The 23,178-nt window shown below is 59.0% G+C and carries 20 protein-coding genes; 13 read left to right on the top strand and 7 right to left on the bottom strand.

Annotated features, from left to right (window positions below; translation table 11 throughout):
• Positions 1-104: 104 nt before the first annotated feature.
• Positions 105-2,594, bottom strand: coding sequence for a FlgD immunoglobulin-like domain containing protein (locus tag BUA15_RS01000; RefSeq protein ID WP_072714036.1), 2,490 nt, complete (start codon positions 2,592-2,594; stop codon positions 105-107).
• A gap of 246 nt (positions 2,595-2,840) precedes the next feature.
• Between BUA15_RS01000 and BUA15_RS00995 the strand changes: the two genes are divergently transcribed.
• Genes BUA15_RS00995 through BUA15_RS00985 form a run of 3 tightly spaced genes read left to right on the top strand, consistent with a single transcriptional unit; the run spans position 2,841 to position 6,514 of the window.
• A complete protein-coding gene (locus BUA15_RS00995) occupies positions 2,841-4,016 on the top strand; it encodes a sensor histidine kinase (protein WP_072714034.1) in 1,176 nt (391 codons plus the stop codon).
• Positions 4,009-4,803, top strand: a complete 795-nt coding sequence (locus BUA15_RS00990) for a LytR/AlgR family response regulator transcription factor (RefSeq protein ID WP_245771868.1) — start codon at positions 4,009-4,011, stop codon at positions 4,801-4,803. The genes BUA15_RS00995 and BUA15_RS00990 overlap by 8 nt, the downstream gene beginning before the upstream one ends.
• A 19-nt stretch (positions 4,804-4,822) precedes the next feature.
• A complete protein-coding gene (locus tag BUA15_RS00985; protein ID WP_072714030.1) occupies positions 4,823-6,514 on the top strand; it encodes a M1 family metallopeptidase in 1,692 nt (563 codons plus the stop codon).
• Between the two features lie 8 nt (positions 6,515-6,522).
• On the opposite strand, the gene serS is transcribed toward BUA15_RS00985, so the two are convergent.
• The 6 genes from serS to BUA15_RS00955 all read right to left on the bottom strand — a co-directional run bounded on the left by serS (position 6,523) and on the right by BUA15_RS00955 (position 13,023).
• Positions 6,523-7,803, bottom strand: a complete 1,281-nt coding sequence (gene serS, locus BUA15_RS00980; RefSeq protein ID WP_072714028.1) for a serine--tRNA ligase — start codon at positions 7,801-7,803, stop codon at positions 6,523-6,525.
• Between the two features lie 33 nt (positions 7,804-7,836).
• A complete protein-coding gene (gene rfbD / locus BUA15_RS00975; RefSeq protein ID WP_072714026.1) occupies positions 7,837-8,763 on the bottom strand; it encodes a dTDP-4-dehydrorhamnose reductase in 927 nt (308 codons plus the stop codon).
• A gap of 69 nt (positions 8,764-8,832) precedes the next feature.
• Entirely contained in the window at positions 8,833-9,312 is a 480-nt protein-coding gene (locus tag BUA15_RS00970) for a hypothetical protein (RefSeq protein WP_072714024.1), read from the bottom strand.
• 9 nt (positions 9,313-9,321) lie between these two features.
• A complete protein-coding gene (locus BUA15_RS00965; RefSeq protein ID WP_072714022.1) occupies positions 9,322-9,873 on the bottom strand; it encodes an acyl-CoA thioesterase in 552 nt (183 codons plus the stop codon).
• A gap of 93 nt (positions 9,874-9,966) precedes the next feature.
• Positions 9,967-11,226, bottom strand: a complete 1,260-nt coding sequence (locus BUA15_RS00960) for an SDR family oxidoreductase (RefSeq protein WP_072714020.1) — start codon at positions 11,224-11,226, stop codon at positions 9,967-9,969.
• Positions 11,227-11,232: 6 nt separating this feature from the next.
• Entirely contained in the window at positions 11,233-13,023 is a 1,791-nt protein-coding gene (locus BUA15_RS00955; RefSeq protein ID WP_245771867.1) for a tetratricopeptide repeat protein, read from the bottom strand.
• Positions 13,024-13,148: 125 nt separating this feature from the next.
• Here BUA15_RS00955 and BUA15_RS00950 point away from each other — a divergent pair, with 125 nt between their 5' ends.
• The 10 genes from BUA15_RS00950 to BUA15_RS00905 all read left to right on the top strand — a co-directional run bounded on the left by BUA15_RS00950 (position 13,149) and on the right by BUA15_RS00905 (position 23,073).
• Positions 13,149-14,357 carry a 1-deoxy-D-xylulose-5-phosphate reductoisomerase gene (locus BUA15_RS00950; protein ID WP_072714016.1) on the top strand — a complete coding sequence of 403 codons (1,209 nt, stop codon included), beginning with the start codon at positions 13,149-13,151 and terminating at the stop codon, positions 14,355-14,357.
• A 43-nt stretch (positions 14,358-14,400) separates the two neighbouring features.
• Entirely contained in the window at positions 14,401-15,810 is a 1,410-nt protein-coding gene (gene rseP / locus BUA15_RS00945; protein WP_072714014.1) for an RIP metalloprotease RseP, read from the top strand.
• Positions 15,811-15,861: 51 nt separating this feature from the next.
• Positions 15,862-16,665 (top strand): isoprenyl transferase, encoded by an 804-nt coding sequence (locus BUA15_RS00940; RefSeq protein ID WP_245771866.1) that lies wholly within the window; start codon positions 15,862-15,864, stop codon positions 16,663-16,665.
• A gap of 49 nt (positions 16,666-16,714) precedes the next feature.
• Positions 16,715-19,171 carry an outer membrane protein assembly factor BamA gene (gene bamA / locus BUA15_RS00935; RefSeq protein WP_072714568.1) on the top strand — a complete coding sequence of 819 codons (2,457 nt, stop codon included), beginning with the start codon at positions 16,715-16,717 and terminating at the stop codon, positions 19,169-19,171.
• A 48-nt stretch (positions 19,172-19,219) separates the two neighbouring features.
• Positions 19,220-19,720, top strand: coding sequence for an OmpH/Skp family outer membrane protein (locus tag BUA15_RS00930; protein WP_245771902.1), 501 nt, complete (start codon positions 19,220-19,222; stop codon positions 19,718-19,720).
• 25 nt (positions 19,721-19,745) lie between these two features.
• Complete coding sequence (locus tag BUA15_RS00925) at positions 19,746-20,309, top strand: OmpH/Skp family outer membrane protein (protein ID WP_072714011.1); 564 nt, start codon at positions 19,746-19,748, stop codon at positions 20,307-20,309.
• 102 nt (positions 20,310-20,411) lie between these two features.
• A complete protein-coding gene (panB, locus tag BUA15_RS00920; RefSeq protein ID WP_072714009.1) occupies positions 20,412-21,248 on the top strand; it encodes a 3-methyl-2-oxobutanoate hydroxymethyltransferase in 837 nt (278 codons plus the stop codon).
• A gap of 9 nt (positions 21,249-21,257) precedes the next feature.
• Positions 21,258-22,148 carry a 5'/3'-nucleotidase SurE gene (surE, locus tag BUA15_RS00915; RefSeq protein WP_072714007.1) on the top strand — a complete coding sequence of 297 codons (891 nt, stop codon included), beginning with the start codon at positions 21,258-21,260 and terminating at the stop codon, positions 22,146-22,148.
• Complete coding sequence (locus BUA15_RS00910; protein ID WP_072714005.1) at positions 22,099-22,518, top strand: secondary thiamine-phosphate synthase enzyme YjbQ; 420 nt, start codon at positions 22,099-22,101, stop codon at positions 22,516-22,518. Before surE ends, BUA15_RS00910 begins: the two co-directional genes overlap by 50 nt.
• 225 nt (positions 22,519-22,743) lie before the next feature.
• Entirely contained in the window at positions 22,744-23,073 is a 330-nt protein-coding gene (locus BUA15_RS00905) for a hypothetical protein (protein WP_072714004.1), read from the top strand.
• Positions 23,074-23,178: the final 105 nt, after the last annotated feature.

Here is a 23,178-nt window from a genome sequence, read left to right as displayed (position 1 = left end):
TATTGCACGTGTTTATACAGTAGGGGTACGCACCGAGATACAGCGCAGGGCACGAGCCGCACCGAACTGTCATGAGTGGCACGTGGGCGCTATGGATGCAGGGTTCAGTGGATAATTACCACAGGGAAAGTCTGGGTCAGGCTTGCGGTGCGCAGGCGAAGCAGGTAGAGACCAGGAGGGAGCCTCCGCCCCTGCAGGTCCCGTCCGTTCCAGTGATACTGAAACGCGCCAGCAGGCAGATGGCCTTGCGTGTACGTCAGGCGGCGTCCCAGCAGGTCAAATACTTCCAGCGTGAATGCACTAGGCGTCGGAAGCGTACCGGAAAGTATCAGAGCCGTGTGGCGGGTAGGAGCAAAGGGTTGCGGATATGGAGGAAAAAAGAGGGGGGGCGAAGCGGCCGGCTCGACAGGGGTTGCGCGAGCCACCTGAACCGTAGTAGACAGATAACGACCTATCGCATCAACAGCTACCCATCGCAGCAGGTGCAGCGTGTCGGCCTTTACGTCTCGCAACATGCCCAGGCGGTATCGTCCGGGTGCAAAAGCGGCGCCGTCAAGACGGTACATCAGCAGTGCGAGGTGGTTCGGATTGTTTTCGACGCGAAAGTGGGCGTTTGCAGGCAGAGCCTGCCGGGCTGCATCGAAGGCGACTGGAGGCAGCATGAGCTGCAGGGCGGCGAATGGGCGTGGTGCTTCTATTTCCAGGCCTGTCATACCGTCTGGTTCAGGTTGCAGATGCAAGGTGATCGGGGCGTCTTGTTTGGCGCTCGTCCGTGGAAAAGGCGGGGGGACAGGTAGAGGATGGCCGTCAGGCCATTGGTTGCGGGCAATCGCCTGCACCAGCACGCCCAGGTCGTTCAAGCGCAACTGACCATCGCCGTGCGGAAACGGTGCTACGTCGAGCACAAGCCGATCCTGCGCTTCGGGCTCTTCCAGCCCAAGCACGTAGCGGATGCCTCGTTGCAGGTCAGCTACATCGACGGCGCCCTCTTCGGTGGCATCCCCCAGGCCGCCGGTGCCCGTCGCTTCGATGATAAGTAAGGTGTCGCTGCCCAGTCCATCATGCTGCACGTGCAGGGAGGCCACGCGCCGGCCAAAATTTCGGAGCGTTGGTTCAAAGCGAACCGTCAGGGGCACGGTGTCATTGGGCGCAACGGCTATAGAGTCGGGCACAATGGTCACGGTAGGATCAGGTGAAAGATAGAAGCGAGCGTGGAGCGGACGCTCGCCGCCGGGATTGCTCAGGTAGACGGTAGCCGACCGGCGGGTACCCACGGGCGTGGCGGGCAGGCGGAGCGTGTCGGGCATCAACACAGCCTGTGCGATGCGCGGACGCACGGTGAGGTGCAGGCGACGTGGATGGAGTGCCAGGCCTATGGAGGGGGCTTCCGGCGTAGCTGCTATGGCCTCTACGGATTGCAAGGTCAGTTGCAGCCGGGTTGTATCGGGGACATCGGCCAGCCCCAATTGGAGCCGGAGTAGCTCTGGATAGCTTCCCGGCGATAGCGTATGCGTTGCATCGCCCAGCAATAATAGCTGCAGCGTGTTGCCCTGTTGGGTGAATTGTAACGTCCATCGGTCCGGATCGGGCAGCGATGCGCCTGGCTCCAGTACCAGGTAAGTGTGCGCATGATGCGGCAACTGGGCTGTCAGCAGCAATCCCTGCAGCGTGGGGGCGTTGCCTCCCAGTTGTAGCTGGAGCCCGAGGCGAACGGTGTCGCGAGCCCGGGCGAGGATATGCGGGGTGCTCCACCCCAGGTGATGCACCGGGAGCGTAGCGGTGACGCGGAGCGGGATCCAGAGGGTGTCACCCTCAAAGGGAAGCATCCAGGTAGCGGTGAACGTGTCGGGCTGAGAAGGCGCTACATAGAGTTTCAGGGTATCGATCTGATGCGGTGCAAGCGTCATGGTATGACGCGTTAACGTCCAGGGAGGAGGGGGAGCGGGAAGAGTTATTGTCAGGGTACGGTCGCTCTGGTTGCGCAGGTAGAGCGGAAGCATTACGGTATCGCCTACGGCTACAAAGCCCGCGTTGATTTGCGCAGGCTGGATGGCAAACGGTCGCTGGTGGAGTTGCCCGGAACCATACAGACGGATATCGTCCAGTTGGAGCCGTGCGCTACTGGTCATGCCGCCCAGGGCATCGAAGCAGAGCTGGAGGGCGGGTGTGCCAGAAAGCTGTGGGGGGAGTGGAAAACGCATGATTTGCCATTTGCTTGCTGATGCGGGCAGGGCTGCACCGGCGACCGCTATGACATAGGGAAACGTGCGGCCTCCATCGACCGAAGCCCGCACCGTCAGATGCAGCGCCGGATAGGAGCGGGTTCGACGCGCCCGGTAAGACAGCGTATCCAGTACCGCTGCGCGTGTGTCAAGCACAGGGGTACAGAGCCGATCTGCCTGGCGCCCGTGGAGCACAAAGCTGAATCCCCCTGAGCCAGGTGATGGAGTCTGGTCGGTCGTGGTCCAGAAGTGCGCCTGCCAGCCTATGGGTAGGCTACCCGTAGTATCGGGCGTTCCGTAGAAAAGTGGCTGCTGGGCAGAAACAGGCAGGGCCCACAGCATGAGGAGCAATCCATAAAAGTGTAGCTTCATGGGTTTATGCAGATTGGATCAATGGGCGACGCTTCAACGGGACAGGCAGATAGGAGTAGCCTGCGCATCCGTGTTCTGGTCTAAAAGACAGTTGTATAATGGATCAATAACCTTGCAGGTTTTGAAAAAGTGTCGAAGTCGCTGAAAACAAATCCGTGCTGTTTGTAAGTGGCTGGGTGCACTCTGTGCAGACCTGGTGATCTTTTAGGCAATCAGGCGTTTCAGTCTGGCCAGGTATAGGGATATATGACTGCATTGCCGCAAAAGACAAGGTGCGACGCTGCCCGGCTGTTTCGACGGCCATGGGTGGAGGTGCTAGTCATCTGGGCCTTCTGGACGTTTCTGGCCGTGCTGGTCGTAACAGGTCGGTTGCTGGATCCGCGCTGGGCGGATCGGGGCGTGTCGCTGCTGCAGCGGCAGGTGCTTTACATCTTTTCGGAATACTACACCTGGGCGCTATTGACGCCGGGTATTTTCTGGCTTAGCCGGAAGCTGGCATTCGACCGTCCCCGCTGGGTGGGGCGGCTGATTTTACATTTGCTGATTGGGCTAATGGTAGCCCTGGCCATGGAAGTATGGGTCGACTATCTCTACTTCTATGTGTATAAGCTCGCGCGTCGGCGCGTCGTCAATTTCGACCTGTTGATGGGCATCCGCCGCTTCTGGTTTATCAATGAGCTGGTTACCTATTTTGCCGTCCTGGCCGCAGGCTTTGCCCGAGACTACTTTATTCGCTATCAGCAGCGGCAGCAGGAGGCAGCCCAACTTCGGGCACAGGCGGCCGATTTGCAGGCGCGACTGACCGAGGCGCGGTTGCGGGCGCTTCGCATGCAGCTCAATCCGCATTTTCTATTCAACACGTTGCATGCCATCTCGGCCCTGGTCGAGCGTGATCCCAAAGGCGTGCGGCACATGATTGCGCGTCTCAGTGAGCTGCTGCGCTATACGCTTGACGAGAGCGTTGCGCAGGAGGTCCCGCTGTCGCAGGAACTGCGTTTTCTGGAGGGTTACCTGGACATTCAGCAGATTCGCTTTCAGGGACGTCTGGAGGTGCGTCAGGAGATCGATCCGGCTGTGCTGGATGCACTGGTGCCTAACCTGATCTTGCAACCGATTGTGGAGAACGCGATCAAGCATGGCGTCAGCCGCCTGGAAACAACCGGACGCATTACGCTGCGTGCCTGGCGGGAAGGAGATTATCTCTGCCTGTGCGTGCGCGATAACGGACCAGGGCTTTCCGGCGACGGACAGTGGCAGGAAGGGCTGGGGCTGCGAAATACGCGTGCCCGGCTGGAAGGCCTTTATGGCGCTGCCTATCGGTTGGAACTGCGCGAACTTCCGGAGGGAGGCGTAGAAGTTTGCCTTCAGCTTCCCTATCATACCGAAAGCGACCTGCGTGTAGCTGCGCATGCCGATGAATGACCGTCCGCTTCGCGTGCTGATTGTAGACGACGAGCCGCTGGCACGGCAACGTTTACTGGATTTGCTAAAAGGACGGGCAGAGATTGAAGTTGTGGGGCAGGCCACCAGCGGTCGGGAGGCTGTTCAGGCCATCCGCTCGTTGCACCCGGATCTGGTCTTTTTAGATGTGCAGATGCCGGGCATGACCGGTTTTGACGTTGTGCGCGAAATCGGTCCTGAACAGATGCCGGTTACCATTTTTGTGACGGCATACGACCAGTATGCGCTTCAGGCCTTTGAGGTGGCAGCGCTGGACTATCTGCTCAAACCGTTTGACGATGAACGATTTGAACAGGCCCTTGAACGGGCGCGCCGTCTGTGGAAGCTCAAAAAGGTGGAAGCGCTACGAGATCGCCTGTTGCAACTGCTGCAGGAAGATCGAACGCCAGAGCCTGCACGGCCACCGAAATATCTGGAGCGCATTGCCGTGGAAATGCGTGGGCAGGTGCGCGTCATTCCGGTTCGGCAGATCGACTATATTACCGCCAGTGGCCCCTATGCGGAGCTGCACGTGGGGGACCAAGTGTACGTGATTCGTGAGCAGATGCAGACGCTTGAAGAGCGGTTGGATCCGGCGCTGTTTATTCGCATTCATCGTTCGGCAATTGTGCGCATTGATCTGATTGACGTGCTGCTGAGGGGAGCCGGGGGGCGTTATGCGGTGCGGCTGAAAAACGGGGTGCGCCTGAAGGTCAGTCGCAGCCGTCGTGAAGCACTGGAACGCCGGCTGGGCTTAAACGCGGAGTGAAAACCAGCAACATATTCCCATGTCCGGGCATCTTAAGGGAAGTCTTGCGCTTGGTCTTGTCATCCTGTCCGTGCAGGCTGCCTGTGCGCAGCGATTGCTGGACCGACGGGTTACGAACCATTCCGGTGGGCCGCTACTACCTGAGCAGGCTGCTTACGACGTCACGTTTTATGATCTCGCGTTGCGCATCGATCCGGCGGCCCGTCGCATCGATGGCACGCTGGAAGTGCAGGCGCGCGTAGTGCAACCGCTCATCTGGTTCGTGCTGGACCTTGACACGGCGCTGACTGTCCAGAAGGTAGAGGAACGGGTAGCCGGACAGTGGGTGCCGCGCGGTTTTGAACATCGCGCCGACGGACGCATCTGGACGCATCTGACACGTACGCGCCAGCCGGGTGAGCGCGTCGTGCTCCGGGTGCATTACGGAGGCGTTCCGCGCGAGGCGCCATATCCTCCCTGGATCGGCGGGTTTACCTGGGCGCGCACGGCCGATGGTCAACCCTGGATTGCTACTTCCAACCAGGGCGAAGGGGCGGACCTCTGGTGGCCGTGCAAAGACCATCCTTCGGATGAGCCCGACTCGATGGCGCTGCGCATTACTGTCCCCGAACCGCTCGTGGTAGCCAGCAACGGGCGGCTGCGCCGCGTCGAACCGCATGCCGATGGCACGCGCACCTACCACTGGTTCGTTTCAACGCCCATCAACAACTACGGCGTTGCGCTGAACATTGCTCCTTACCGAACCGTCGATACCACCTACGTCAGCGTGGCTGGCGATACGATCCCGGTAACGTTCTGGGTACTGCCCGAACGAGAGGCCGATGCTCGCCGCATGTTGCCAGAATTTCTGGATCATCTGGCGTTCTATGAGCGCCTGCTGGGGCCGTACCCTTTCCGTGCGGACAAATACGGGATTGCGCATACGCCTTTCCTGGGCATGGAACACCAGACGATCATTGCCTATGGAAGCGACTTCTCGGATCAACCCTATGGCTTCGACTGGCTACACCACCACGAACTGGGCCATGAATGGTGGGGTAATCTGGTAACAGTCTACGACTGGAAGGATTTCTGGCTGCATGAAGGCTTCTGCACCTACATGCAGGCCCTTTATGCGGAAGAACGGTTCGGCGTGGAGGCCTATCGGGCAGAGTTACGTCGTTACCTTCCCGCTATTCGGAACCGGCGGCCTATTGCGCCCCGCACTTCCAGGACAACCACAGAAATGTACTTTGCAGATCCGGCGACCGGTCAGACGGACAACGACATCTATTACAAGGGGTCCTGGGTGCTGCACACGCTGCGCTATCTGATCGGCGACGAGGCTTTCTTCCGGGCCCTGCGGCGCATGGCGTATCCCGATCCGGCACTGGAGCGCATGTCTGGGGGCTGTGCATGTCGCTTTGCCACGACTGACGATTTTATCTCGCTGGTTGAAGCAATTACCGGACAGGAGCTGGACTGGTTTTTCGAGGTGTACGTGCGCCGCGCCGAGCTGCCCCGTCTTCTCGTAGTGCGCGAGCCAGACCGGCTCGTGCTGCGCTGGGAGGTGCCAGGCGATCTGCCGTTTCCCATGCCCGTGGAGGTGCAGATCGGGGAGACGCGGCGCCGCATTCCTATGCCGAATGGTAAGGCGGTGGTGCCGCTAGGCGAGCTGGAAGCTGACCCGATTATCGATCCGGATCACTGGATCCTGCGCGCCTCCGACTAGTGCGCAGCTCATCCGATCCGGTCGAAGCCGGTGTAGGGGCGAAGCACCTCAGGAATGAGAATCGAGCCGTCTGGCTGCTGGTAGTGCTCCAGCAGGGCCGCCACCACACGAGGTAGGGCCAGGCCGCTTCCATTGAGCGTGTGCACAAAATGGGGCTTGCCCCCCTGGGCCGGGCGGAAGCGGATGCGTGCGCGCCGCGCTTGAAAGTCTTCAAAATTAGAGATAGACGACACCTCTAACCAGCGTTGTTGGCCCGGGCTCCAGACTTCTAGGTCGTACTTTTTGGCCTGCGTGAAACCGGTCTCTGCGGTGCACATCAGCACGCGGCGATACGGCAGTCCCAGCAGGCGAAGCGGCCGCTCTGCATCTTCTCGCAGTTGTTCCAGCGCTTCGTAGCTATGGTCCGGGTGGACAAACTGGACGAGCTCTACCTTATCAAACTGGTGCAGACGGTTCAGACCGCGCACGTCCTTGCCGTAAGACCCTGCCTCACGCCGAAAGCAGGGAGAGTAGGCGCAAAACTTGACAGGAAGCTGATTTTCTTCGAGGATTTCGTTGCGGAAATAGTTAGTGACCGGTACCTCTGCGGTAGGGATGGGATAAAGTTCATCCCGTTCAATCACGTACATCAGGTCCTCCTTGTCGGGAAGCTGGCCCGTACCTCGCGCACTATCAGCGTTGACCAGGAGCGGAGGTTGTATTTCTACATAGCCACCCTCCTGCACGGCCAGGTCCAGGAAGAACTGAATCAGGGCGCGTTGCAGCCGGGCGCCTTTGCCCACGTAGAAGGGGAAGCCGCTTCCCGTCACTTTGGCGCCGCGCTCAAAATCGATCAGTCCGTGGCGCGTGGCCAGTTCCCAGTGCGGACGCGGTGTGAAGTCGAACGTCGGCGGGCAGCCCTCTTCATGCAGCACTACGTTGTCTTCGGGGCCGCGCCCGACCGGAACCGATGGATGGGGAATATTGGGCAACTCCAGCAGGAGGGTTTCGAGCTGCTCGCCCAGCGCGCGCGCATGAGCTTCCAGCGACTTAATGCGTTCTTTGAGACGAGCATTTTCTTCGATGAGCGCCTGGGCTTCGTCGCGGCGCCCTTCGCGCATGAGCTGGCCGATCTGACGCGCGAGCGTGTTCAGGCGATGGCGTGCTTCCTGCAACTCGGTTTGCGTCTGGCGATGCCGGGTGTCTAGGTCTAGGACGCGGTCAACGAGCTGTGGATCGCCCATTCCTTTGACCCGAATGGCGTCTCGCACGCGGTCGGGTTCCTGGCGAATGCGCTGCAGATCCAGCATAGGTTTTCTCTCAGGATACAACCAGAAACAACTTCAGGATAGCGTGACCGGCAAACCCAGGCGTTGGCCTAAATGGCGGAGGGCTTCTGGAATCGAGCGTGGGCGGTAACCCAGTTCGGTTTCAGCTTTCAGGATAATGAAACCTGTGCGTGGGGGGCGGGGGGCCACCTGGTTGAGCGTGGCGCTATCGACCGGTTCGATAAGCGTGCGATCCAGGTCGAACACGTCAGCGATCAGGCAGGCAAAGTCGTAGACCGTCAGAAATTCACGTCCTGAAATATGGTAGATGCCATGTTTATGGTAGCGGACAATGCGTTCAATACCGGCTGCCAGGTCGGCCACGTACGTAGGGGTGCGCCACTGGTCGGTAACAACCCGGATGCGCCGGCCCTGCGACAGTTGTTCGATGACCCAGAGCGCAATGTTGGAGCGGCTGAGCTGCTCGCCGGTCCCATAGACCAGTACGGTACGGGCGATGGCCCAGCGGTCGATTCCCGCTTCCCGCACCACATTCTCACTGGCCAGTTTGGAGCGGCCGTAGAAGTTAATCGGATGGGGGCGGTCTGTTTCCCGGTACGGACCGGCCGCGCCGTCAAAGACAAAGTCGGTAGATACCTGGATGAGGCGGGCGCCAAATTGCCGGCATAGCCGGGCCAGTGTTTCGACTGCTTCAACGTTAACGCGCCAGCAGGCCTCTTTTTCCAGCTCGCACCGGTCGACCTGCGTCATAGCCGCGCAGTTGATCACCACCGTTGGCGTAAAATCCTGAAAAATCCGGCGGACGGCCTGGGCGTCGGTGATGTCGAGCGGCACGTACCCGCAGGAGCCGCCCTGAAAGCGCGGTGCTGGATCGCGGGCGGTAGCCAGCACGTCGTATTCGGCATGCCGGCTGAGTTGGGCAACCAGCTCCTGGCCCAGCAGGCCGTTTGCGCCGGTTATCAGGATGCGCTGGTAGAGCATGACGGTGGGAGTGCGTCGGCGTGTGGCCTAAAGATACACGCAAGCGGGGGATTTCGTTCTGCGGGTTGGCTACTGACTGCCAAAATAGTAACGCAGGCCAATGCCGCCCCCGATGTCGCCTTCCGTTTCAGGAATCAAATGCAAACGGGGAGTCACCTGCAGAAATACCTCAAATCGTTCGGTGAAAAAGTTGATGCCCAGGTTCGCGCTGAGTCCCAGCACCATTTCATTTGCGTGCGACGAGCCTTCACGCACGCCCAGCAGCGCACCGGGACCCAGAAAGTAATTCAGCGGAGAGTCGGGCAGGGGCCGTTCGTAAAGGCCGTGCAGGCTAAAAAAGAAGAAGCGGTCCAGATCGTAAGCCAGCAGAAAGTCGTATGCCGTAAACGAAGCCGGATCGGTCCCGTAGACCTTTAGCGATAGACCGCTGGGATTGCCGATCATGCCGCCCAGGCCAGTATGTCCCGGGGGCGTGTGGGAGTAGGACTGAGCCTGGGCGATAAGGGGGAGCAGGCTGGTTAGCAGCAGTGCAGTGAGCACGCGTCGCATAGGAAGCCCTCAGGGGTTAGGTTCATCGGAGGAAGAGGCCGAAGCAGCCAGCTCAGTGAGCGAGGCCTGCAATTGCCGAGCCTTTTCAGAGGGTAAACGGCCGGACAGCAAAAGTCGGAGCTCCCGTCGACGAGCTGCCTGCTCGTATCGTTCCTGTTCCTCCGGGGTTTCTGGCTGGACCGGAGGAATAGGGACCGGGCGTCCCGTCTCGTCGACGGCCACAAACGTATAAAACGCACGATTGCAGAAACGCCGCGTCTGCGTGAGCGGATTTTCAGCCCAGACGTTGACCTCGACTTCCATCGAGGTGCGAAAGGCACGGTTGACTTGGCTTTCAAGAACGACGATCTCTCCCTGGCGGATAGGGGAACGAAACTCGACAAAGTCGACGGCCGCCGTTACGCACACGCGGTTGGTATGGCGCTGGGCTGAGATGGCCGCGCACAGGTCCATCCAGTGGAGGAGGCGTCCGCCCAGCAGGTTGCCCAGGCCATTCAGGTCATTGGGAATGACCATTTCGGTCATGACGCATCGAGAGTGGCGTACAGGTCGCGCTTCCATGGTTACGTGCGCTGCGTTTAAGGTGGCGTCGCGCAAAATTCTGCAATCTCGCATGGGCTGCACAAGAGGGCATGTTTGAAAGGCGTGGAAAAATCAGGTCTTTCGTTTTTGCTTACGAGCGGCCGGAAATAGAATGTTGTTCAGGATAAGTCGGTAGCCAGGAGAGTTTTTGTGCAGGCTCAGGTCGGTAGGAGGGTCGCCCACAAAGTGCTGGTAGTCTTCCGGATCGTGGCCTGCGTAGAACGTGAAGAAACCCCGTCCGAACGGGCCATAAAGATATTTAACCTCGTCTCGACCTGGTGCTTCGGCCAGAATAACGACTTCGGGTTTGATCAGGGATTTGCGAAAGGCGGTTGTTTGTCCGATGAATCCCTTGATAGTGGCCACATGATTCTGCGTGAGCATGGTGGGGACCGGGTCCCATTTGGCGCTGAACTCATGCAGCGTGAAGTAGTCGAGGGCTGGATCGCGCAGTTGGGGTGGGGGAGGGCCTACGTCGATGTCGGAATGCTCGTATTCGTATGGATTAAAAACGGGGGTGAAGTTCGTAAAGGCCAGCGTCTGGCTATAGTCGAGTTTCTGAAGCGCATCGGGATCGACCGGATCGCCGTCATATTCGGCCGGTACGATGTCGGTGTTGTGCGCTGCCAGCGCAATGTCGAAGGTATCCGTGCCCGAGCACATGGCAAACAGAAAGCCCCCCCGGCGCACATATTCTCGAATGGCCTGGGCTACGGCCAGTTTGAGCTGACTGACTTTGCGAAAGCCATGCTTGCGAGCAGTGGCTTCGTCCTGGCGTTGCTGTTCAATGTACCAGGGGCGGTTTCGGTACTGGATAAACTTGCCGAATTGGCCAGTAAAGTCTTCGTGATGCAGGTGTAGCCAGTCGTAGTCCGCCAGGGCCCCGTTTAGCACGTCATCGTCGTAGATCTGCTGGTAGGGCACTTCCGCATACGTAAGGGCCAGCATAACGGCATCGTCCCAGGGCTGGGTGTAGGGAGGAGCGTAGACGGCAATGCGGGGTGCTTTTTCGAGGCGAACGACCGCGGTGTTGCGGTCTTCAGCTTCTACTTCCGCTAAAATGCGAGCGGCGGTGGCCGGGTCAATGGATTCAAAAGCGACCCCGCGAATGCGCAGTTCGGCCTGCAGGCCGGGAAAGTCCTGCAGCAGAAAAGCACCGCCGCGGTAGTTGAGCAGCCAGTCCACGTCAATGCCCTGGTTGAGGGCCCAGTAAGCTATGCCGTAGGCTTTCAGGTGGTCGGTCTGGTAAGCGTCCATTGGAATAAGGATCTGCTGGGATGCTGCCGGAGCAGCCGCCAGCAGCCATATCAGTAACAGGTACCCGCGTCGCATGGCCGTTCAGGCGTCTTGTTCTCGGAGGGTACGAATGCGCAGGCGCACTTCTGGGATCAACGGCGAACCAGGGAATTCGGTAAGCAGGCGCGTGTACGTTTTAAGCGCAGCCGCTGGATTGTGCAAGTCTTCTTCCTGAATGCGCGCTGCCTCGTACAAACTCTGGTCTCGTAGTGGACTCTGCGGGTAGCGCAGAGGAAATTCGAGCAGGAGTGCCAGAGCTTCTGCAGGGCGTCCCAGTTGGCGCAGCAGGTGAGCCCGCAGCAACGTTACGTCGTCGGCAATGGGATGCAGGCCTACGTTCTGTTGCAATGCGTTGAGGGAGTCGAGCGCAGCAGCGAGCTGGCCCTGAGCCAGCAACAACCGGGCATAGGCGTACCGTCGCAGCGGTGTGTGGAGCGAGTCGGGACCTCGGTTCTCCTGAATGAGCAGCCGGAGCGAGAGGGCATCATTTGCAATGTCAGAGGCAGCATCTTCAACGAGAATATCCAGTTGGGCTAGTGCTGCCTCGAAGGCACCCTCGTAGAAGTCAAGCAGAGCGAGCTGGTAACGGGCCGCTTCGGCCAGCGGGCCCGTTCGGCGCGTTTCAAGCAGCCGGAGGAAGGCCAGGCGTGCAGCGCTCAGGTTGCCGTTTTGCAAAGCCAGTCGTCCCTGGTCGAAGCGGGCCTGCCAGGCCACCTCGTGTCCGCCAAACCGCCGAATCACTACGGCCAATAAGGAGTCGGCATGGTGGGAATGATGCAGCACGTCCAGCTCCAGGCGGGCCAGACGATGCAGGACGTCTGGAAAGAGGGGATGACCGGGAAAAGTGGTCAGAAAGCGCTGGTACATCATGCGGGCATGCTGGGCCGCCGTAGTATCGCCAGCACGCGCCTGTTGTTCGTAGAGCCGCCCCAGTTCATAGTGGGCTTCTGGGAGGATGGGGCTGCCAGCTTGCCGCAGAATCTCTTCCAGTGCAGCCCGGGCTACCTCCAGGGCGCCGGCATCCCGCGCCTGCAGCGCGAACTGCAGGAGTAACTGGCCCTGGGCCTGCTGGAGTCGATCCAGTGCCCGGTAGACCTTCAGCGCCTCGTTGTAATTGTCATTGCGCAGGTAGAGCCAGGCCAGCATCTGACGGAAGGCAGGATTTAAGGGAGTGCGGCGGACCGCTCGCTTGAAGACGTTAATTCCTGCCTCACGGGCTGCCGGCTCTTCCAGAAAAGGCTCCAGGCGCGTCTGCACCAGACCAAGGCGACGGGCATCCTGCTCCAGAAAGCGCCGGTAGGCTTCCATAGCTTCCTGATAACGGCCGTTCAGGCTGTACAGGTAGGCCAGGTCCAGTAGGAAGAGGGAAGGATTGGACAGGGCTTGTTGGGCGCGTTCCAGCACGCGGATTGCTTCATCAAACCGGCGCAACGCAAGCAGGGTCTGGTAGACCACGCGATAGGTGCCACTTTTCCGGGGAGCTGCCTGGATAGCTGCTTCCCAGGCAGCTCTGGCGGCTGTTTCATTTCCTTTCAGGTAAAGCAACCGGCCTTTTTCGGCGAGCAAAGAAGGATTGGGAGCCTGGTCGTCCAGGCGTGCTTCAATAAGCCGGATCGCATCATCGTAGCGTTTGAGATTTTCGTACGTCTGTTTGAGCCGATCATAGAAAATGTACACGTCGGGGCGTTCCCGGTACAGCGATTCCAGCAGTGGAAGGGCCTGCTGGTACTGTCCGCTACGAAGCAATTGCTCGGCAGCGCGATAGCGCACCATGAGCAGGCTATCGGGAGCCTGCGCCTGGGCAGCATAGGCCAGGACAAGAGACAGAACCACCGGGAAGCAAATCCTGCCCATTATGCGTGCAAAGCTTCGAGGCATACGCAGGAACGTTGGAAGCAAAAGGGAACCCTTCGTCGTACAGAGAGCGCTCCGATTCGTTTCCACCGACCAGGCAACCTATGCAGGAAACGGCAGATACAACATCGGCTTCATCGGTTGCTGCGCCCCGTAGGCTGGCCGTGCTGGGGGCTACGGGTTCGATTGGCACGCAGACGCTTGACATCGTACGGCTTTTTCCGGATCGGCTCACAGTGCAGGTCTTGACGGCCCGGCGCAATGCAGCCCGTTTACTTCAGCAAGCCCTGGAATTTCGTCCTGCCTGTGTGGTGATTGATGATCCGGAAGGATACCGGCAACTCCGTGAGGCGCTTCGAGGCACAAGCATAGAAGTGTTGCAGGGAGAGCAGGGGTTGTGCGCCTGCGTCCAGCGGCCGGATGTGGATGTGGTGATGGCAGCGCTCGTGGGCTTTGCCGGATTGCGTCCGGTACTGGCTGCCCTGGAAGCCGGGAAGCAGGTAGCGCTGGCCAACAAAGAGACGCTGGTAGCGGGTGGTGCCCTGGTGCGGCAGACGCTGCGTCGGTATGGTGGGACGTTGATTCCGGTAGATAGCGAGCATTCGGCGATTTTCCAGTGCCTGGTCGGCGAGACCCCTGCGTCTGTGGAAACCCTGATCTTAACAGCTTCGGGCGGGCCGTTTCGCACGCGTCCGCTGGAGACCTTTGATCGTATTACACCGGATGAAGCGCTCTGCCATCCAAACTGGTCGATGGGCGCCAAGGTAACGGTTGATTCCGCTACCATGATGAACAAGGGCCTGGAAGTGATCGAGGCCCACTGGCTCTTCGAGCTGCCTGCCGCGCGCATTCAGGTACTGGTGCACCCGCAGTCGATCATTCACTCCATGGTAACCTTTGTGGATGGGTCGACTAAAGCACAGCTTGGCGTCCCCGACATGCGGCTGCCCATCCAGTACGCGCTTAGTTATCCGGAACGCTGGGAGGCCCCTCATGAACGCATCGATTGGGCGCGGCTGGGACGGTTGGATTTTGAAACGCCTGATCCGGCACGCTTTCCCTGCCTGCCGCTGGCCTACGAGGCGCTGCGGCGTGGAGGAACAGCCCCGGCTGTCCTTAATGCAGCGAACGAGCAGGCCGTCCAGCTCTTTTTGCAGGAACAGATTCGCTTTACTGACATAGCGCGTCTGGTTGAGGCAGCGCTGGAGCACCTGAGCGAGCCGGATGCGGTGCCTTCCTATGAGCATCTGCAGGAAGCCGACCGGCGGGCGCGGCAATATGTGCTGGAACTCGCAGGTGTAGCCGCCCATTGAAGGCGAGCGATCCACCGTTTGAAGCTTTTGCTGCCATTCAAGCATGGAAAGCGTGCTGAGTTTGCTGACCTACGTGTTCTGGGTGGTCCTGGCCATCATGATTCTCGTGTTTACGCACGAGATGGGCCACTTCCTGTTTGCCCGGCTTTTCGGCATGCGGGTAGAGAAGTTCTCTATAGGTTTTCCTCCAAAAATTTTTCGTTGGCGTCGCGGCGAAACAGAGTACGTGATTGGGGCTACGCCGCTAGGTGGGTATGTAAAGATTGCCGGTCTGATTGATGAAAACCTGGACGCCGAGTTTGTGCATCGGCCTCCCCAGCCCTGGGAATTTCGCGCGAAGCCCATCTGGCAACGCATGCTGGTCATTTCGGGCGGTGTACTTTTTAACGTGCTCCTGGCCGTTGTCATTTTTGCCGGGCTGAAGCTGGCCTATGGCGAGCTCTACATTCCTGCTGAGAATGTGGAAGCTGTGTACGTAGCAGAGGGCTCGCTGGCGTATGAAATGGGGCTGCGCACCGGAGATCATATTGTGGCGGTAAACGGGCGGCCGCTTGAACGCTATGGCGACCTGCGTAATCTGGAGGCCTTGTTGGCTGATCCGTTTACGGTCACCGTTGTGCGCAACGGCGATACGCTGACGTTTACCGGTCCGCCCGACCTGATGACACAGCTCAGCCGTCGGGGTGGGGTGCTGGGCATTTCGGTAGATCCGCCTCTGGTAGGCGGGGTGTTGGAGGGATCGCCTGCAGCGAAAGCTGGCCTGCGAACAGGTGACCGGATCCTGGCCATCGATTCGGTAACGATTAGCTTCTGGAATGAGCTGGTCGCGGTGGTGCAGCAGCGGAGCGGCCAACCGATGCGGGTGCGTTGGCTGCGCGCGGACACCAGTGCTGCGGTGCCTGAAGGAGCGGTTGAAGTAGCGCGCCGTCCCGATGGGGTGGTATATGAGGCTACCATCACGCCGTACTACGACCCGGAGACCAAGCGTTACTACCTGGGCATTGCGGCGCCTACGCCGCGGCTCCTGATGGAATACTTCGGAGTGCAGCAGGTGCGCTATGGAATCGGGTCGGCGCTGCTGGCCGGTGCAAAGGAGACGTGGACGCACACGCGCGTGATCCTGACCAGCCTCCGCCGCATGGTGACGGGCCAGGAGAGCTTCCGGGAAAATGTAGGAGGGCCCATCATGATCGCCAAGGTCACGAAGGAGGCGGCGGAGGCGGGCGCCCGTGCTTTCTGGAATATTGTGGCCATTCTATCGATCACGCTGGCTATTGTGAATATTCTGCCGGTGCCAGCGCTGGACGGAGGGCATTTGCTCTTTTTGCTCTATGAGGCCGTAACGCGGCGCGAGCCGTCGGTGCGCGTGCGCCTGGCTCTGCAGCAGGTAGGCATGATGCTCCTGATAGCCTTTATGGCGTTTGTCATTCTGAATGATCTATTGCGGCTGTAACGGGTTTAACTGAGGGACCTGAACCGGAAAGACGTGCGCAGTACCACCAACATGGCCGAGCCCGTGACGCTCACGGGCAAGGAGCAGACCGAGGAAGACCGGGCGTTGCAGGAAGAACTCCGGCAGCGAGGACCGCTGCCCGTTCATATTGCTATCATTATGGACGGCAACGGTCGCTGGGCGCAGCAGCAGGGTAAGCGGCGGGTGGTCGGCCATTATGAAGGCGTTGAGTCAGTGCGCGACATTACAGAGGCCTGTGCGCAACTGGGCATTCCGTATTTGACGCTCTATACCTTCAGCACGGAAAACTGGCAACGGCCGGCCTCCGAAGTTAATGCGCTCATGCAGCTTCTGGTGAAGACGATTCGACGGGAGAAAAAAGCGCTTCTTGAAAATGGGGTGCAGTTGCGTGTGATCGGCGATGTGGCGCAACTGCCCGCTGTATGCCAGAAGGAACTGGCGCAGGCTGTTCGAGAAACGGCCCGGAATGATCGGCTGGTGCTGACGCTGGCGCTCTCGTATAGCGGCCGCTGGGAAATTGTGCAGGCGGCGCAAAAGCTGGCGCGCAAAGTGCAGGAGGGCGCGCTGCAACCCGACGACATCGACGAACAGACGTTTGCAGCAGCTCTGCCCAGTGCCGAGCTGCCTGATCCAGATTTGCTGATCCGAACAGGAGGGGAGTTCCGCGTCTCCAACTTCCTGCTCTGGCAGATTGCCTACACCGAACTGTACATTACCGATATTTACTGGCCCGCTTTTCGGCGGCGTCAGCTTTACGAGGCCATCCGTAGCTATCAGAATCGCGAGCGACGGTTTGGCCGCATTGATGCATCCGATACGAATGGCGTCCGATAAAACGTTAAGAAAGAACCGAACGCACTACGCAGGAGCTGCTATGCCGGGCATGCCGCTCATAAAACGGATAATGGTGGGGTGGTGCAGTGGATTGCTGCTGGCGCTGGGCGTAGCGCAGGCGCAGACATTTACGCCCAATGGCGTTAGCCGTGTGGTACTGCAGGGGTTGGAGATTGAAGGGGTAAGCCGAGAAAGCACCGAAGACATTGTGCGGCAGGCCAGTGGATTGCGCATTGGCCAGGAGCTGACGCTGCCGGGCGATCCGGCGCTGGCTGAGGCCATCCGAGGCATCTACCGGCTGGGACTTTTTTCCCAGGTGCAGATTGTAGAGCAACGCCGTGAGGGAAATGCCGTGTATTTGACCATTCGCGTCAAGGAGGAGCCCCGGCTGGCAAGCTATACGTTTTCGGGCCTAAAGAAAGGTGACCGGAAGGAACTGCGCAAGCGGCTCCCGCTGTTTCGGGGCGCGCGGGTTCGCCCGACCGATATTGAACGGTCCGAGCAGATCATTCGCGACTATCTGAAAGAAAAAGGCTACCTGCTGGCAAAAGTTACGACCCACCGCGAAGAGAATGAGGCCGGCGAAGTTGTGCTGCACTTTGCGGTGGATCGTGGAGAAAAGGTCAAGATTGGTAAGATTATTTTCGAGGGAAACAAGCAGATCTCCGATGGCAAGTTGCGGGGCAAGATGAAGCACACCAAGCAGAAAAGCTGGTGGCGCTTCTGGCGTAAAGCCCGTTTTGATCCGGATAAATTCCAGGAAGATCTGCAAGCTATTATTGACTATTACAACGAAAAAGGTTTCTACGATGCGCGCATCGTAGACGACACTGTTTACCTGGCTGACAATACGGAGAGTCCGGAGCTGATTGTTAAAATTACCGTCCACGAAGGGCCTCGCTACTACATTCGCCATATTGAATGGGAAGGAAATACGGTGTTTTCGGACGAGACGTTGACCGAGGCCCTGGGCTTCAAGAAAGGGGATCCGTTCAACCGAAAGAAGCTGGAAGAAAATCTGTACGGAAACCGGCATAGCACCGACGTCTCCAGCCTGTACATGAACCGGGGCTACATGCTCTTTCGAGCGGAGCCTACGATTCGGGTAGTGGGGCGCGACTCGCTGGATCTGCATTTTGATGTATATGAAGGCGATGTGTTTGAGTTTGGCACCATCAACATTGTGGGTAACACCAAGACAAAGGAGCACGTCATTCGTCGGGAGCTGTACACGATTCCGGGACAGACCTTCAGCCGGGATGCCATTCAGGAATCGATTCGACGCCTGGCCCAGCTCAATTATTTCAACCAGGAGGCCCTGGCTGCCGGCCCTGAGGTCCAGATCAATCCGGAAAAAAAGACCGTTGACCTGACCTATAAGGTAGAAGAGGTAGGCAGCGACCAGCTTGAGCTTTCGGGCACGTGGGGACAGTTAGGTCTGATTCTTATGTTGCGCTTTACGCTCAATAATTTTTCGGCGCAGAATCTGTTTAACGGTAAAGCCTGGCGACCGCTGCCGGCCGGCGATGGACAACAGCTTTCTCTGAGCGTACAAACCAACGGCACGTTCTATCAGAGCTACGGGATTTCGTTTACGGAGCCCTGGTTCAGGGGGCGTCCGAACCCAGTCGGGTTTGCACTCGACTACACACGCTTTAGCGATTATCCCTTTTTCAACAACGTAGGCGATTTGACCACCTTTACCAGTCGCGTCTTTTATGAGCGGCGGCTGAAATGGCCCGATGATTACTTCACCGGGTCGCTGGGGTTAGGTTTTCAGTATTTTGAAAACAATAACTTTACCGCTACGTTGCCGCGCGGCGTTAGCAAAGAGATCACGCTGCGTGCCGGACTGACGCGCAATTCACTGGACAATCCGCTGTTTCCAACCGTCGGTTCGCTCGTACGGCTATCGGTAGATGTGGCGCTGCCGTTTGGCGACTTCGTGCAGTACCACAAATGGCGGCTGAAGACAAGCTGGAACGTGCCGCTCTTTAAGAAGGTGTCGCTGGGCTTTGGGACAGAGTTTGGCTTTATTGGATCGATCACCGGTGATCCGGTAGTTTTTCAGCGGTTTATTGTAGGCGGCTCGCCCTTTGATACGCAGGGGGCCTTTGGCTACTATGGCAAGGATATTGTCTACATGCGCGGCTATCCGCTGGGGGTGCTGGGGCCGCGCCTCAATAATGAGCCGATTGGAGGACGCATTCTGAACAAATACACTTCGGAATTGCGCTGGCTGGCGGTGCAAAGTCCGCAGCTTCAGGCGGCCCCGTATTTGTTCATGGATGCGGCCAATACATGGGATCGCTTTGCTACCTATAATCCTGCGCAGCTTTTCCGCTCGGCCGGTTTGGGCGTGCGACTCTTCCTGCCTATCCTGGGAATGGTTGAGCTGGTCTACGGGTACAACTTTGACGAATTTCAGCCCATCCCGACGCAGGGACACGACGGATCACGGCGCTGGTACTTCCAGTTCTCGCTGGGACAGGGCTTCAATAACTAACAGATTGGCTTACGTATGGGGCGGCTATGGCCTGTACTCGTGGCAGGGATGCTGTGTCTGGCCGGCGCAGGGCAGGCGCAGCACCGCATCGGGTATGTAGATACAGAGTATATTCTGAGTAAACTGCCGGAATATCAGGCGGCGCAACAGCGGCTGGACCAGATGGTCCGCGACTGGCAGGCTGAGCTGGACCGGCGGCGGCAGGAAATTGACCGCATGTTTGAAGAATATCAGGCGCGTGAGTTGCTTTATACGCCAGAAGAACGGCGACGGCGGCGGGAGGAGATTGCGCGTGCGGAGGAAGCGCTCGACCGTCTGCGGCAGCAATACTTTGGGCCAGAAGGCGAACTGTTCCGTCAGCAGGAGACGCTGCTGCGCCCTATTCAGGAACGGGTGTTAGAAGCTATTGAAGCGGTAGCGCGTGACCAGGGGTATGACTATGTGCTGGACAAGGCAGCAGCGCCTGTGTTGCTGTACGCACCGCCGGAACATGACCTGAGTGATCGGGTTCTCGCCGAGCTTAATGTGAATGTTGATTCGAGAAATTGAGGGTTAACCAACAAGGAAACCACCTATGCGCAATCGTCGCTTCACGTTGTGGGCGCTGGTCGGCGCCGCTCTGACAGTCAGCTTACTCAAGGCCGAAGGTAGCCTGGCGCAACCGCTGCGCATCGGGTACACCGATCCCGATGTGATCATTATCAATATGAAAGAATACCAGGATATTCAGCAGCAACTGCAGAAGGAAGCGCAGGAGAGCCAGACGGCTTTGCAGGAAATGTTCAATGAATACCAGCAGAAGCTGGAGCGTTATCAACGCCAGCGCGCCTTGCTTTCTGAACAGCGCCGTCAGGAGCGAGAGCAGGAGCTGCTGCAGCTTCAGCAGGAAATCCAGGAAGCTACCGCGCGCCGCCAGCAGCAACTGGCGCAGCGCGAGGCTGAGCTGATGCAGCCGCTTCTGGAACGCGTGCAGCAGGTGATCGACCAGGTAGCCCGGGAGCAGAACCTGGACGTGGTGTTGCGGGCACAAGCGCTTTTGTATGTCAAGGAAGGCCGTGTGGTGGATATTACGCGGGAGGTTGCACGCCGCCTGGGCATTCAGGTGCCGGAGGATACAACTGCGGTTCAGCAGAACTGAACGCCAGCTATCGGGTTGTTCTCGGCGGGCGTCGGAGCCAGGCGCCCGCTTTTTCGTTGGAATAAACACGCATACCTCCAACGCACCTGACCCGGCTTCGGCATGAGTACACAGACCGTCCCTTCTTCGACGGTGGTCAACGCGCGGCGAGTGACCACCCAGACGCTTCAGGAAATGAAAGCAGCCCGCATTCCTATTGCGGCGCTGACTGCCTATGACTACACGCTGGCACGCATCCTGGACGCGGCTGGGATCGATGTGATCCTGGTGGGCGACTCGGCTTCTAATGTAATGGCTGGTCATGAGACGACGCTGCCTATTACGCTGGATCAAATGATTTACCATGCGCAATGTGTCGTGCGGGCTGTGCGGCGGGCACTGGTGGTGGTCGATCTGCCTTTTGGGTCCTATCAGGGCAATCCGAATGAAGCGCTGGCCTCTGCCATTCGGGTTATGAAAGAAGCCGGGGCACATGCGGTTAAGCTGGAGGGGGGACAGGCAATTCTGGAAGCTGTGGAGCGCATCGTGACTGCCGGCATCCCTGTAATGGGGCATCTAGGGTTAACGCCCCAGAGCATTTATCGCTTTGGCACCTATAAAGTACGGGCGCAGGAGCCCGACGAAGCGGAACAGTTGCGGCGCGACGCCAAGCTGCTTGAAGAGGCCGGATGCTTTGCCATCGTGCTGGAGAAGATCCCGGCCGCGCTGGCTCGTGAGGTAACCGCGTCGCTGCACATCCCCACCATCGGCATCGGAGCCGGTGTGGAGTGCGACGGACAGATTCTGGTGCTGCATGACATGCTCGGATTGACCACCGACTTTAACCCGCGCTTTGTGCGTCGCTATGCACGACTTTCAGAAACGATCACGGAAGCTGTGCAGCACTACGTGCAGGACGTGCGGCAGCGCGCATTTCCTTCCCCTGAAGAAAGCTACTGAGCTTGCGCTATGAGTCATCGGACGCCTGAGTCAATCCGACAGCCGTTGATTCTGGTTTGCAACGACGACGGAATTAATGCGCCCGGTATTGCCGCCCTGGCTGCTGCCATGGATGCCCTGGGCGAGGTGTACGTGGTGGCTCCGGCTACCGAGCAAAGTGCGGTGGGCCATGCTATCACCGTGCGCGATCCCGTACGCGCTTACCCGCAGCCCTTTGCGGTGCCTTCCGGCGAAGTGCCGGCCTATGCTGTCTCGGGCACGCCGGCCGATTGCGTCAAGCTGGCGGTCAATCAGCTATTACCCCGTCGCCCGGATCTGGTCGTCAGCGGCATTAACCGAGGACCCAACACGGCCGTTAACGTGATCTATTCGGGTACGGTCAGCGCGGCAACCGAAGCCGCTATTCTGGGCATTGATGCCATCGCTTTTTCGCTATGCAACTGGGAGGCACGTGACTACCGCGCAGCCGCTCACTACGCGCAACGAATTGCTCATACCGTACTAACCCGCGGGCTGCCACCGGGTATTCTCCTCAACGTGAACATTCCCGATTTGCCGCTTGACGCCATCAAGGGGATTGCCGTTACCCGACAGGCTCGCTCGCGCTGGGAAGAAAGCTTCGCCGAACGCCGAGATCCCTACAACCGGCCCTACTATTGGCTTACCGGACGTTTTGTAAATCTGGACGATGGAGATGATACGGATCTGGAAGCGGTCAAGCAGGGTTATGTCTCCATAACGCCGCTACAACATGATCTGACAGCCCATGCCTACCGGTCTATGTTGAGCCAATGGAACTGGGAGGCCGACACCTTGCCGTGCCATTCGGAAATTTCTCCCTCGAAGCCCAATGAAAACATATCAGGAGACGCTGCATCGGAGCACCAGCGGGCACGGTGATTTGCAGGATCTCACGCCGGACGTTGCGGCGGTTGTGGCGCGTTCAGGCGTGCAGCGTGGGCTGGTGCACATCCATGTGGTAGGCAGCACGGCGGCAATTGGGACGATTGAGTTCGAACCGGGCTTGCAACAAGATCTGCCTGCCGTGCTGGATCGGCTGATTCCACCTGGAAGATCCTACCTGCATGAACGCACCTGGCACGACGGCAACGCGCATTCCCATCTTCAAGCCACGCTGATAGGGGCCTCAGTAACCGTACCGGTGCGTGATGGCGCTCCGGTGCTGGGCACCTGGCAGCAGATCGTGCTGCTGGAATGCGACGTCCGGGCTCGCCAGCGCGAAATCATCGTGACTGTGCAGGGAACGTGATACGGATAGGCTGCCTTTGGCTGCCCTCTCTCCGCTGAAGAGGGGCATGCTTGATGATTTTTCTTCCTGAGGGAGGGGAGACCACATCCATGCAGACAACCCCTGGGCTTGCATTTTCCGCTTTCGCGTTTTCTTGTCTATAACCACGGCGACGGGATGATCCCCGTCACCGGCCGTTCTTGGTTGATCCGCAAGCCCTTTCCCCAACCGAAAGCGAAAGGTGCCATGAGAAGCCCATGGCTTCCCCTACCCATTTTCCAGCCGGAACGCTGGCTGGAGCTGCCGGCCACCAAGCTGCAGGAAATCTACGTGCTGGATTCGCGTGGTGGGAAGGAAATTTTCTGGGCGCAGGAGCCCTCGGGGGATTCGGTGCAGGTGGTGCAGGGGCAGGGGGTGGAGGCGTTGCCGGAGGCGCAGGAGGTGGCGCCGGTAGTCTACGACGTGTTGGGTCGGGAGGTGGTGCGTCGGCGGCCGGGTTGCATGGCGGCGGACTGGCACCGGATGACGCTGGCCGCAGGCAACTGGCCCTCGGGAAGCTATGTGGTCACGTTTTGACCTCTACAAAAAACCGCTCCAGACCGACACCACTTACTACCTGTTCAACGCCAATCCCTTCGACCGAGAAAGGGTCGCCAGGAGAGAGCTTCCGCGGGATGATGG

This window comes from Rhodothermus profundi (assembly GCF_900142415.1).
Lineage (GTDB): Bacteria > Bacteroidota > Rhodothermia > Rhodothermales > Rhodothermaceae > Rhodothermus > Rhodothermus profundi.
This window is presented reverse-complemented; position numbering and strand designations above follow the sequence as displayed.

Excerpts from the sequence above, each read along its gene's own strand:
- surE (WP_072714007.1), top strand. The coding sequence starts at position 21,258 with ATGAGTCATCGGACGCCTGAGTCAATCCGACAGCCGTTGATTCTGGTT.
- BUA15_RS00990 (WP_245771868.1), top strand. The coding sequence starts at position 4,009 with ATGAATGACCGTCCGCTTCGCGTGCTGATTGTAGACGACGAGCCGCTG.
- BUA15_RS00910 (WP_072714005.1), top strand. The coding sequence starts at position 22,099 with ATGAAAACATATCAGGAGACGCTGCATCGGAGCACCAGCGGGCACGGT.
- BUA15_RS00950 (WP_072714016.1), top strand. The coding sequence starts at position 13,149 with ATGCAGGAAACGGCAGATACAACATCGGCTTCATCGGTTGCTGCGCCC.
- bamA (WP_072714568.1), top strand. The coding sequence starts at position 16,715 with ATGCCGCTCATAAAACGGATAATGGTGGGGTGGTGCAGTGGATTGCTG.
- BUA15_RS00960 (WP_072714020.1), bottom strand. The coding sequence starts at position 11,226 with ATGCGACGCGGGTACCTGTTACTGATATGGCTGCTGGCGGCTGCTCCG.
- rfbD (WP_072714026.1), bottom strand. The coding sequence starts at position 8,763 with ATGCTCTACCAGCGCATCCTGATAACCGGCGCAAACGGCCTGCTGGGC.
- BUA15_RS00995 (WP_072714034.1), top strand. The coding sequence starts at position 2,841 with ATGACTGCATTGCCGCAAAAGACAAGGTGCGACGCTGCCCGGCTGTTT.
- BUA15_RS00905 (WP_072714004.1), top strand. The coding sequence starts at position 22,744 with ATGAGAAGCCCATGGCTTCCCCTACCCATTTTCCAGCCGGAACGCTGG.
- BUA15_RS00985 (WP_072714030.1), top strand. The coding sequence starts at position 4,823 with ATGTCCGGGCATCTTAAGGGAAGTCTTGCGCTTGGTCTTGTCATCCTG.
- BUA15_RS01000 (WP_072714036.1), bottom strand. The coding sequence starts at position 2,594 with ATGAAGCTACACTTTTATGGATTGCTCCTCATGCTGTGGGCCCTGCCT.
- panB (WP_072714009.1), top strand. The coding sequence starts at position 20,412 with ATGAGTACACAGACCGTCCCTTCTTCGACGGTGGTCAACGCGCGGCGA.
- BUA15_RS00970 (WP_072714024.1), bottom strand. The coding sequence starts at position 9,312 with ATGCGACGCGTGCTCACTGCACTGCTGCTAACCAGCCTGCTCCCCCTT.
- BUA15_RS00940 (WP_245771866.1), top strand. The coding sequence starts at position 15,862 with ATGGCCGAGCCCGTGACGCTCACGGGCAAGGAGCAGACCGAGGAAGAC.
- BUA15_RS00925 (WP_072714011.1), top strand. The coding sequence starts at position 19,746 with ATGCGCAATCGTCGCTTCACGTTGTGGGCGCTGGTCGGCGCCGCTCTG.
- BUA15_RS00930 (WP_245771902.1), top strand. The coding sequence starts at position 19,220 with ATGCTGTGTCTGGCCGGCGCAGGGCAGGCGCAGCACCGCATCGGGTAT.
- BUA15_RS00965 (WP_072714022.1), bottom strand. The coding sequence starts at position 9,873 with ATGGAAGCGCGACCTGTACGCCACTCTCGATGCGTCATGACCGAAATG.
- serS (WP_072714028.1), bottom strand. The coding sequence starts at position 7,803 with ATGCTGGATCTGCAGCGCATTCGCCAGGAACCCGACCGCGTGCGAGAC.
- rseP (WP_072714014.1), top strand. The coding sequence starts at position 14,401 with ATGGAAAGCGTGCTGAGTTTGCTGACCTACGTGTTCTGGGTGGTCCTG.